At 66.2% G+C, this 11384-nt stretch carries 8 protein-coding genes; 1 reads left to right on the top strand and 7 read right to left on the bottom strand.

Annotation, left to right across the window (positions count from 1 at the left end):
- The 3 genes from VGD28_RS05745 to VGD28_RS05735 all read right to left on the bottom strand — a co-directional run.
- Positions 1–601 (bottom strand): F0F1 ATP synthase subunit gamma (locus VGD28_RS05745; protein WP_331027375.1); only part of this gene is annotated, 601 nt, incomplete at its 3' end.
- A gap of 21 nt (positions 602–622) precedes the next feature.
- Positions 623–2152: a F0F1 ATP synthase subunit alpha gene (gene atpA / locus VGD28_RS05740; protein WP_331027374.1), complete on the bottom strand. Its 1530-nt coding sequence runs from the start codon at positions 2150–2152 to the stop codon at positions 623–625.
- 42 nt (positions 2153–2194) lie between these two features.
- Positions 2195–2749: a F0F1 ATP synthase subunit delta gene (locus VGD28_RS05735; RefSeq protein WP_331027373.1), complete on the bottom strand. Its 555-nt coding sequence runs from the start codon at positions 2747–2749 to the stop codon at positions 2195–2197.
- A gap of 225 nt (positions 2750–2974) precedes the next feature.
- On the opposite strand from VGD28_RS05735, the gene VGD28_RS05730 reads away from it, so the two are divergent.
- Complete coding sequence (locus tag VGD28_RS05730; protein ID WP_331027372.1) at positions 2975–3928, top strand: tetratricopeptide repeat protein; 954 nt, start codon at positions 2975–2977, stop codon at positions 3926–3928.
- A gap of 176 nt (positions 3929–4104) precedes the next feature.
- Here VGD28_RS05730 and VGD28_RS05725 read toward each other — a convergent pair whose 3' ends face one another.
- The 4 genes from VGD28_RS05725 to mfd all read right to left on the bottom strand — a co-directional run bounded on the left by VGD28_RS05725 (position 4105) and on the right by mfd (position 11330).
- Positions 4105–5604, bottom strand: a complete 1500-nt coding sequence (locus VGD28_RS05725) for a DEAD/DEAH box helicase (RefSeq protein WP_331027371.1) — start codon at positions 5602–5604, stop codon at positions 4105–4107.
- 605 nt (positions 5605–6209) lie between these two features.
- The gene (locus VGD28_RS05720; RefSeq protein ID WP_331027370.1) at positions 6210–7151 is read right to left on the bottom strand and encodes a hypothetical protein; all 942 of its coding nucleotides are present in this window, start codon (positions 7149–7151) and stop codon (positions 6210–6212) included.
- Complete coding sequence (locus tag VGD28_RS05715; RefSeq protein ID WP_331027369.1) at positions 7145–7777, bottom strand: DUF6932 family protein; 633 nt, start codon at positions 7775–7777, stop codon at positions 7145–7147. The genes VGD28_RS05720 and VGD28_RS05715 overlap by 7 nt, the downstream gene beginning before the upstream one ends.
- A gap of 94 nt (positions 7778–7871) precedes the next feature.
- Entirely contained in the window at positions 7872–11330 is a 3459-nt protein-coding gene (gene mfd / locus VGD28_RS05710) for a transcription-repair coupling factor (protein ID WP_331027368.1), read from the bottom strand.
- Positions 11331–11384: the final 54 nt, after the last annotated feature.

The following is an 11384-nucleotide window of genomic DNA, read 5'->3' as shown; positions in this document are numbered from 1 at the left end:
GCTTGGCCGGCACGACCGGGATGATTTGGTCGACCTTGGGCTCCTGCGCCAGCACCGAGCGGAACTCGCTGTAGGCGAGATGGGCCACGTCGAACTGGCCGCTTTCGAACCGGTCGACGATATCGTCGGCCATCGCCTGCGCATCGGCATAGGTCGGCGCCTTCATCTGGCTAGTGTCATGATCGCCGATGATGCCCTTGGGCCAGGTGCGCTGGATCACCGGGCGGCCCTTGCGGCCAACGATGTAGAACAGGACCTTCTTGCCCTGCGCTTCCAGCTCTTCCGCCTTCTTGCGGGCGGCGCGGACGATGTTGGTGTTGAACGCGCCGGCCAGGCCGCGGTCGCCGGTGGCGAGCACGATCAGGTGGGTCTCGTCCTTGCCGGTGCCGGCAATCAGTTTCGGTGACTGCGGACCGACCGTGATCCGGCTGGCCAGCGAGCTCACCACGTCGCTGAGGCGCGTCGAATAAGGACGGCCGGCCTCGGCGCTCGACTGCGCCCGGCGCAGCTTGGCCGCGGCGACCATCTTCATCGCCTTGGTGATCTTCTGCGTCGACTTCACCGAGCCGATGCGAAGCTTCAATGCCTTGAGGCTGGCCATCGCCTGCGCGTCCCCTAGAGCTTACGCGAACTGCTTGCCGAAGGTCGACAGCGCGTCCTTCAGCTTGGCGGCGGTGTCGTCGTCGAGCGCCTTGGTGTCGCGGATCGACTTCAGCACGTCGCCATGCTCCGAACGGAGGAAGCTCAGCATCGCCGCTTCGTAGCGGGTAACGTCCTTCACATCGACGCTGTCGATGAAGCCGTTGGTGCCGGCGTAGATCGAGGCAACCTGCTCCTCGACCGGCATCGGGCTGTACTGCGGCTGCTTCAGCAGCTCGGTCAGGCGCGCGCCGCGAGCCAGCAGCTTCTGGGTCGAAGCGTCGAGGTCCGAACCGAACTGAGCGAAGGCGGCCATTTCGCGATACTGGGCCAGCTCCAGCTTGATCGAGCCGGCGACCTTCTTCATCGCCTTGGTCTGAGCGGCCGAGCCGACGCGGCTGACCGACAGGCCGACGTTAATCGCCGGGCGGATGCCCTGGTAGAACAGGTCGGTCTCGAGGAAGATCTGACCGTCGGTGATGGAGATGACGTTGGTCGGGATGTAGGCCGACACGTCGCCCGCCTGGGTCTCGATGACCGGCAGCGCGGTCAGCGAGCCGGCGCCATTGTCGTCGTTCATCTTCGCCGCGCGCTCGAGCAGGCGCGAGTGGAGATAGAAGACGTCGCCCGGATAGGCTTCGCGGCCCGGCGGACGGCGCAGCAGCAGCGACATCTGGCGATAGGCGACGGCCTGCTTCGAGAGGTCGTCATAGACGATCACGGCGTGCATGCCGTTGTCGCGGAAATATTCGCCCATCGCGCAGCCGGTATAGGGCGCGAGGAACTGGAGCGGGGCGGGGTCCGACGCGGTCGCGGCGACCACGATCGAATACTCCATCGCGCCATTCTCTTCGAGCGTGCGCACGAGCTGCGCGACGGTCGAGCGCTTCTGGCCCACGGCGACATAGACGCAATAGAGTTTCTTACCCTCGTCGTCGCCCGCGTTGACGGTCTTCTGGTTGATGAAGGTGTCGATCGCGACGGCCGACTTGCCGGTCTGGCGGTCGCCGATGATCAGCTCGCGCTGGCCGCGGCCGACGGGGACGAGCGCATCGATCGCCTTGAGGCCGGTCTGAACCGGCTCGTGCACCGACTTGCGCGGGATGATGCCGGGCGCCTTCACCTCGACGCGCGAGCGCTGCTCGGCGACGATCGGCCCCTTGCCGTCGATCGGGTTGCCGAGGCCGTCCACGACGCGGCCGAGCAGGCCCTTGCCGACCGGGACGTCGACGATGGTGCCGGTGCGCTTGACGGTGTCGCCCTCGCGGATCTCGGCGTCCGAGCCGAAGATCACGATGCCGACATTGTCGGCCTCGAGGTTGAGCGCCATGCCCTGCACGCCGTTGGCGAACTCGACCATCTCGCCCGCCTGGACGTTGTCGAGGCCGTGGACGCGCGCGATGCCGTCACCGACGCTCAGCACCTGGCCGGTCTCGGAGACCTCTGCCTCGGTGCCGAAATTGGCGATCTGGTCCTTGATGACCTTCGAGATTTCTGCGGCGCGGATATCCATTGTCTTAGCCTTTAGCCTTTCCTGGTGATGGCGTGTTCGCCATCAGCCCTTCATTGCGTGCGCGAGGGAATTGAGACGGGTCTTGATCGAGCTGTCGATCATCTGGGAGCCGATCTTCACGACCAGGCCGCCCAGCAGCGAGGGATCGACCGACAGGTCGACAGTGACGTCGCGGCCGACGCGCTCGCGCAGCTGCGCCTTGAGCGCGGTGACCTGCGCGGGGGAGAGGGGGTGCGCCGAGACGACTTCGGCACTGGTCTCACCGCGATGGCGCGCGGCGAGGATGCGGAAGTCGCGGACGATGTTGGCGAGTGCGGCGAGGCGGCGGTTCTGCGCCAGCACGCCGAGGAAGTCGGCGGTGAGCGAATCGAGCTTCATCGCCTTTGCGGCCGCCGCGACGCCCTTGGTCGCGTCGGCGCGGCCGATCAGCGGGCTGCTGGCAAGCGCCGCGAATTCGGGCGAATCGGCAAGCGCCTGCTTCACCGCGGCGAGGCTCGATTCGACCTTGTCGATCGCGCCTTTCTCACGCGCCAGTTCGAACAGGGCGGTCGCGTAGCGTCCGCTTAAACTTGCCTGAATACCGCCGGAATTCTCCACGGATGCGTGCTTCCTCTAGGAATCTCGAAAATGGCCCCATGCCAAAAAGGGGCGCGCCGGATGACCGGCAGCCCCGCTTGGGTTGGCGGGCGCGTAGCAAAGGGGGGCGGGGGATTCAACCCGCGTGACGCGCCACAAAGGGTGCGCGGTCTTGCGGCGCACCAAATTCGATGCAAAACCGTAACAGCTATTTGCTTTGTTAAGCATTTCTGGCGGGGGGGAATCATGCGGACGAGGCGGTTTGCGCGCTGCGCAGCATATTGTGCGATCGCGGCGGCAATCGCCGCAACGCCGGCCTGGGGCGAAGCGGTGCAGATGACGGGCAAGTTCGCGGCGCCCTATCGCGACGCGGCGATGCTCGATTCGCTGGGCATCGACCGGTTCAGCGGACGCGACGGCCGCCAGCTGGAAATGGCAATCGAGCGGGCGCTGTCGCAGCCCGATGTCGAGGGCCGCCCGCATTTCGACCTGATCGCGGCGTTCGGCGGCGGGCAGGGGCCGGAAGGCGTGCTGAGCGGCGTGGTGACGAGCGGCGTGCAGGACAGCCGCTACAAGCAGAAGCAGAAACGCTGCGTCGAGCGCGAGGGCGGCAAGGACAGCGGCAAGTGCCTGCGCGAGGCCGAGATCGAGGTCGACTGCACGCGCCGTGTGGTGAATGTGAGCGCCGACCTGCGGCTGGTGCGCGCCGCCGACGGGCGCGTGATCTACACCGCCGACAAGCCCAGGCGCGACGAGTATAGCTGGTGCCGGGGAGACAGCCCGCCACGCACCGAGGAGGAATCGGTGCGCGGGATGATCCAGAATATCGCGGGCGAGGTGCGGCGCGACATCGCGCCGGTGGTGGAGACGTACAGCATCCGCTTCCGCGAGAGCACCAAAGGGCTGCCCAAGGAGCTCAACCGGCCGTTCAAGGACATCGTCCGGCAGACCCAGCGCGACCTGCGTGCGGCGTGCGCGGCGTGGCAGGCGATGGACGGGCAGGCGCCGGGGCATCCGTCGATCACCTTCGACCTCGGCCTGTGCGCCGAGGCGGCGGGGGACTATGGCGCGGCGCTGGAGCTGTACCGCCGCGCGGCGCCGCTGATCGGGGGCGGCGGCAATGAGGCGGTGACCGGCGCCGAGCGGATCGGGCGGCTGCTCGCGGCGCAGGAGGATGACCGCGCGCGGGGGGCGCGGTAGCTGTCAGCCAAGTCGCGGCTTGCCTTTAGATATCCTCCCCCGCCAGGGGGCGGGTGGCGCGCGCAGCGCGACGGAGGGGGAGGACTCGATCCGTCAGCGTTCTGGCATCCGCCCCCTCCGTCAGCCCCGGAACAAGTCCGGGGCCGACACCTCCCCCTGGCGGGGGAGGATTTGGCTTAGCCGCGGGCGCCGCCGCGCTGGCCGCCGCCGGCGGGGCGGGGCGCCCACTTCTTCTTGCGCGGGCCGTAGAAGCGGGGCTGGTCGCCCTGCGGACGCTGGCCGTTGCCGTTGCGGGCGCCCTCGGGTCGCGCCTGCCGCTCGCCCTGGGGGCGCTGACTCGCTTCGGCGCCACGCGGTTCGGCGTGACGGCGATCGCCGGCGGGGTTGGCGCGCGGGCCGCGCTGGTTCTGGCCGTCGCGGCCGCCGTTGCGGCCCTGGCCGCCATGGCCGCGGTGCTGCACCGCGCGGCCGTTGCGGCCGTTCTGCTCGTCGCGGCTCATCTGCACCGGGGCGCGAGTCGACTTGATCTTCGCCGATTCGTTGACGAAGTCCTCGGGCAGCGGGACGACCGTCAGCTTCTGGCGGGTCAGCCGCTCGATGTCGCGCAGATAGGTCCGCTCGTCATCGGCGCAGAAGCTGATCGCGACGCCGTCATTGCCCGCACGCGCGGTGCGGCCGATGCGGTGGACATACTGCTCCGGCACGTTGGGCAGCTCGAAGTTGAAGACGTGGCTGACGCCCGACACGTCGATGCCGCGCGCGGCGATGTCGGTGGCGACGAGCAGCTTGACCTTGCCCGAGCGGAACTCGCCCAGCGCACGCTCGCGCTGCGGCTGGCTCTTGTTGCCGTGGATCGCGTTGGCGGCGATGCCGCTGCCGGCGAGCAGCTTCACCACGCGGTCGGCGCCATGCTTGGTGCGCGTGAAGATCAGCGCGCGGTCGATGCTCTCGTCGCGCAGCTTGATCGTCAGCAGCGACTGCTTCTCGGTCTGGCTGACATGCGTCACGAACTGCTCGACGCGCTCCGCGGTGGTGGCGACCGGGGTCACCTTCACCTCGACCGGCTCATGGATGAACTGGTTGGCGAGGTCGCGGATCGACTTGGGCATGGTCGCCGAGAAGAACAGGGTCTGGCGCTTGCTCGGCAACTCGCGGACGATGCGCTTCAATGCATGGATGAAGCCAAGGTCCATCATCTGGTCGGCTTCGTCGAGTACGAGGATCTCGATCCCCAGCAGGATCGCGTAGCACTGGTCGATCAGGTCGACGAGGCGGCCGGGGGTCGCGACGACGATGTCGACGCCGCGCGCGAGGTCGGTCTTGTTCTTGTGGATCGAGGTGCCGCCGAACACGGTGGCGACGGTGAGCCTGGTGCCCTTCGAATACTGGCGCGCGCTCTCGGCGATCTGGCTGGCGAGCTCGCGCGTCGGGGCGAGGACGAGCATGCGGCAGCCGCGCGGCTGCGCCCGCTTGTTCGAGGCGACGAGGCGCTCGATCGAGGGCAGCATGAACGCGGCGGTCTTGCCGGTGCCGGTCTGGGCGATGCCGAGCAGGTCGCGGCCCTGCAGGAGCGCCGGGATCGACTGCGCCTGGATCGGGGTCGCGGTGGTGTAGCCCTTCGCAGCAAGCGCAGCGAGGGTGGTCTCGGACAGGCCGAGGGACTTGAATTCGGTCATTGAATCTCTTTTGCAGATACGGCCAGCGCGCATGCCGGAGGCACGCGCACGGGCGGGTCAAAAAATGACGACCCGCGTGATATGGGAAGCCGCTAAATCAACCGAGGCGGAGCCGGGGCGGCCGGGGTTTCCGGCACGTCCGATCACGCTGCATGACGCCTCGCTGGGCGGGGATATGGCAGGAGTGCTGCCAAAAGTCAATGTGGGGAGGGCTGGCGAGCCAAGTTGACGAAGTTGACACTATCGCGCGGGTTTGGAGCGGCAGCAGGCCCGGCTCAACGCCGGATGGCGGCAGCGCGAAGTTGACAAAGTTGACACAAATGCGGGGTGGGGCTGGCGGTTGTCAGTGTCGCGGAGAGTGTCAACCGAAGTTGACGAAGTTCCGCGGAACGCGATTCATTCTGTCATCTTTGTCGCGATTGTAAGGCGGGGTGTCAGGTTGCTGCCCGGCTCGTGCGGATCGACAGGATCAAAGAGCGGTCGTCATGCGACTGGTTGAGGTGAGCAGACGAAATCCAACATTGCAAGGGGGTGTCGGTGCTTTGAGGTTACACGACGAGCAACTCATATTCTCAGGATGCCGCGCTCTAGATGTTCCGTATTTTCTATACTCGAACGAGGTCGATGAGAATGCGGGAAACCTTCGAATGCCTACCATCTGGGTGATGTACGGTTTTTGTGCGAATAGTGGCGCGCCAACCTGCGCCGGCGACAAGCCCTTCGCGCTCGATACGTTCCAAATAGTCCGCGCTGAGATTGGGAGCGACTCTACCTTGAAGCACGTCACCGTTATCGCCTCGACGAAAGTCAAAGCGTCGCTGGATTGGAACGAGTCCTAGCAGTTCGCCTTCTACGACTTCGTCGAACTCCTCGACCTCTACTTGTGAAACTCGTTCGTAGGCGCGCGTAACGCTTAAGGAATCAAGCTTAAGCTCTCGCTGCTCCTCCGCCAATCGCAGTGTTGATCTGGCCTTGTGAAGGGTGCCTATAAAGCGCTTTAGGGTTTGGAATATCCGGATGTCGATGTCATCGAGCTTGGCTTCGAACAGGTTTCCATCCGCCGCAGCTACTTCGTGCAGTAGGTCGGTGACGGAGCGTACTGCCTTTTGGGCTGGGGATTCGAACATGCCGAGTTGGTCGGCCGCGTCCTCCTCCAAAACAAAGCCAAAGGAACCATGCACGAGCGCGGTAACGTTCATGCGTGCACGCTCATGAATTCCAATAGGAAGGGGGCCACGTTCAGCAAGTTGGCCGCCATCCGCGGCGACATGCTTGGCAATTAATTCCTGATAATCCTGCAGTGCCTTTCCGGCAAAATCTGCATCAATCGCTGATGAACCACGCACGGGCTCGCCATCGAAGACCAACGCCACATTGGCTACGTTTAATTGTTGCCCTTCGATTTCAGCCAACTCGGCCTCAAGGGCATCAAGACGTTGTCGCAGGGATATCGATCCGAGCGGATCACGTGCACCCGAGCGCTCTAAGAGCGCGCGAAGTGATGCAGCTTCACTGCGAAGCGCGTCGCGGTGAATCTTGGTCACCATCCCGCTTCCCTCTGCGCCAAAAGCTGCATCGCTGCTTCGTCATCGCATTGGAGGTCTAGTTGAACCAGCCCCTTCCAGCGAAACGTATCGCGCTGATGACTGAAAAGCCCGAACCAATATGCCGTCTGCTCGGTGACTAAGCGAGCGGGAATGTCGAGATCGATAAAGTAGCTGTCGCAGTGGTAGGTGGCCTTGCAATGCTGGGAATTGAGTAACGTATGTGCATAGGCTGCAATGAACGCTGTCCAAGCATCCTCCCCGGCATGATGTGTTGGCCGATGGAGGACCGATACAACGTCCACATCTCCGGGTGGTCTGCCTTTCACCACCTCGCAAGCCTCGACAAAACTACCATCGATCCACTGATGTCCGCTCTCAAAGCCGGCCTCACGCAGGGCGTCGCGATATGCCTTCAAACCGCGAAGGATCGCGGCGCGTTCCGGAGAGGTAGCGAACCGATCGACCAGCTCAGACATCGTAGCGATATAGGGCGAGCGCGGGAGCTGTTCCGCTCCAACAACGTCATTTCCCATGAAAGGCGGTAGAACGTTGCCCAAGCCGAAATCTGGAATCAACGGACGAGCCTTTCGCTCCAACAGGCTGTCATGCAGAATTTCCTCCCCCAAGGCCGCACTGTTACAACCAATTAATTTCAGAAATGCAAAGGCTATTTCACCCGTTTCGCGGCGGCATTACTTGATACTTTCGTAAACTTACGCGCTACCCCGCCGCCTTCGCCAGCCCCCGCGACAGCTGCACCGCCGCATTCAGCCGCGCCCGCGGCGTGGCCCATGCCCGGCTGATCACCAGCTTCATGTCCGGGCGCAGCTTCGCCGTGCCCTCCAGCTTGGCGACATAGGCCATCAGGCCCTCGACGCTGGGGAACTTGTCTTCGTGGAAGCTGACAAGCGCGCCCTTTGGCCCCACGTCGATCTTGGCGATGCAGGCGCGCTTGGCGTTTAGCTTGGCCTCGATCAGCAACAGCAAGTTCTCGGTCTCCTCGGGCAGCTTGCCGAAGCGGTCGATCATCTCGGCGGCGAATTCGTCGATGCCGCGCTTGTCCTCGACCTCGTTGAGGCGGCGGTAGAGGCCCATGCGCAGGTCGAGATCGGGGACGAAGCCCTCCGGGATCAGGATCGGGGCGTCGACGGTGATCTGGGGCGAGAGGTCGCGCGGGCGCTCGTCGCGGAGACCCCCGGCCTTGGCGTCCATGATCGCCTCCTCCAGCATCGACTGGTAGAGTTCGTAGCCGACTTCCTTGATGTGCCCCGACTGCTCGTCGCCGAGCAGATTGCCCGCGCCGCGGATGTCGAGATCGTGGCTGGCGAGCTGGAAGCCGGCGCCGAGGCTTTCGAGGTCGGAGAGGACCTTGAGGCGCTTTTCCGCGGCCTCGGTCATCAGCCGTTGGGGGGCGGTGGTCATATAGGCATAGGCGCGGGTCTTGGCCCGGCCGACGCGGCCGCGCAGCTGGTAGAGCTGGGCCAGGCCGAAGCGGTCGGCGCGGTTGATGATCATGGTGTTGGCGCTGGGGATGTCGAGGCCGCTCTCGATGATGGTGGTGGAGACCAGCACCTCGTACTTCTTGTCGTAGAAGGCGGACATGCGCTCCTCGACCTCGCCCGCCGCCATCTGGCCGTGGGCGACGACGTAGCGCACCTCGGGCACCTCCTCGCGCAGGAACTGCTCGATATCGGGCAGGTCGGCGATGCGCGGGGTGACGAGGAAGCTCTGGCCGCCGCGATAATGCTCGCGCAGCAGCGCCTCGCGCAGGACGACCGGGTCCCACGGCATAACATAGGTGCGCACCGCGAGGCGATCGACCGGCGGGGTCTGGATGACGCTGAGCTCGCGCAGGCCCGACATCGCCATCTGCAGCGTGCGCGGGATCGGGGTGGCGGTGAGGGTGAGGACGTGGACGTCGGCCTTGAGGCCCTTGAGCCGCTCCTTGTGGGTGACGCCGAAGCGCTGTTCCTCGTCGACGATGACGAGGCCGAGGCGCTTGAACTCGACGCCCTTGGCGAGGACGGCATGGGTGCCGACGACGATGTCGATCTGGCCGGATTCGAGGCCTTCCCTGGTCGCCTTGGCCTCGGCCGCGGGGACGAGGCGGGAGAGGCGGCCGATCTTGATCGGGAAGCCTTCGAAGCGAGCCACGAAGTTGGTGAAATGCTGGCGCGCGAGGAGCGTGGTGGGGCAGACGACCGCGACCTGCTGCCCCGCCATCGCCGCGACGAAGGCGGCGCGCAGCGCGACCTCGGTCTTGCCGAAGCCGACATCGCCGACGACGAGCCGGTCCATCGGGCGGCCGGCGGCGAGGTCTTCGAGCACGTCGGCGATGGCGCGGTCCTGGTCGTCGGTCTCCTGGAAGGGGAAGCGGTCGACGAAGGCGGGGTAGCCGCCGGGATCGGGCTCGAGCACCTCGCCCGGGCGGACGGCGCGCGCGGCGGCGGTGGCGATGAGCTCGCCCGCGATCTCGCGGATGCGCTCCTTCATCTTCGACTTGCGACGCTGCCAGGCCTCGCCGCCGAGCTTGTCGAGCGCGGCGCCTTCCTCGGAGGAGCCGTAGCGGGAGAGGACTTCGAGATTCTCGACGGGGACGTAGAGCTTGTCGCCGCCGGCATAGCTGAGCGCGACGCAGTCGTGCGGGGCCTTCTGCACCGGGATCTGGGTCAGCCCCTCGTAGCGGCCGATGCCGTGCTCGAGATGGACGACCAGGTCGCCGGGGGAGAGGGTGGCGAGCTCGGCGAGGAAGGCGTCGGTCGACTTCTTGCGCTTGTTTCGGCGGACGAGGCGGTCGCCGAGCATGTCCTGTTCGGTGAGCAGGGCGACGTCGGGCGAGGTGAAGCCGTGGTCGAGGGGGAGGACGATGAGGGCGACGCCCTTGTCGGCGGCGCCGAGGGCTTCCTGCCAGCTCTCCGCCATGCGTGCGCCGGTGAGGCCGTGGTCGGCGAGCAGGCCGGAGAGGCGCTCGCGCGAGCCGGTCGAGTAGCTGGCGAGGATGGGCTTCTTGCCGGCCTTGCGCAGCTTGGCGAGATGCTCGGTGACGGCGTCGTAGATATTGGTGCCGGCGGCGCGCTCGGGGGCGAAGTCGCGCGGGCCGTCGACCGTGAAGTCGAGGACAGTCGCGCTTTCGGGTTCGTGGAAGGGGGTGGCGAGGTGGGCTTTTGCTTCCCTGAGGCGCTTTTCCCATTCGTCGGGGAGGAGGTAGAGCTGGTCGGTGCCGAGCGGGCGGTAGCTGCCGGCGTCGGTCGACTGGGCGCGGACGCGGTTGGCCTGATAGTCGGCGATCGCCTCGAACCGGTTTTCCGCCGCACCGGCGTCGCCCGCGTCGCGGACGATCACGGCGTTCTCGGGCAGATGCTCGAACAGGGTTTCGAGGCGCTCCTCGAAGAGCGGGAGCCAATGCTCCATGCCGGCGAGGCGGCGGCCGTCGCTGATCGCCTGGTAGAGCGGGTCGCCGGTGGCGGTGGCGCCGAACTTCTCGCGATAGCGCGTGCGGAAGCGCTTGATCGTATCCTCGTCGAGCAGGGCTTCGGAGGCGGGGAGCAGGGTGAAGCCGTCGACGCGGCCGGTGGTGCGCTGATCGGCGGGATCGAAGGTGCGGACGCTCTCGATCTCGTCGCCGAAGAAGTCGAGGCGCAGGCCCTGCTCGCTGCCCGAGGGGAACAGGTCGACGAGGCCGCCGCGGACGGCGAACTCGCCGGAGTCGTGGACGGTGTCGGTGCGGACATAGCCGTTGGCCGAGAGGAGCGCGGCAAGCCGGTCGAGCGAGATGCGCTCGCCGGGGGCGAGGCGCGCGGTCATCTGGCGGACGCGGAAGGGGGTGAGGGTGCGTTGGGTCGCGGCGTTGACGGTGGTGAGGATCAGGCGCGGCTTGCTGGCCTTGCTCTGGAGCGCGGCGAGCGCGGCCATGCGCTCGGCCATGACGCGGAGGGTTGGGCTGGCGCGGTCGTAGGGCAGGCAGTCCCAGGCGGGGAACTGGACGATCTCGAGCTCGGGCGCGAAGAAGGTCGCGGTCGACGCGACGGCGCGCATCGCGGACTCGTCGGGGGCGATATAGACGGCGCCGGTGGTCGAGGCGCGCGCGAGGTCGGCGAGCAGCCAGGGGAGGAAGCCCGAGGGGACGCCCGAGAGGGTGAGGGGCGCCTTGGCCGAGAGGATGCGGTTCAGATCGGGCATTTTGCTTCTTCTCTAGCCCCTCCCCTTCAGGGGAGGGGTTGGGGTGGGGCCTAT

The sequence above is a fragment of the Sphingomonas sp. genome (genome assembly GCF_036402235.1).
In the GTDB taxonomy this organism is placed as follows: domain Bacteria; phylum Pseudomonadota; class Alphaproteobacteria; order Sphingomonadales; family Sphingomonadaceae; genus Sphingomonas.
The sequence above is the reverse complement of the archived record's forward strand: the minus strand, read 5'-3'. Positions and strand labels throughout refer to the sequence as shown.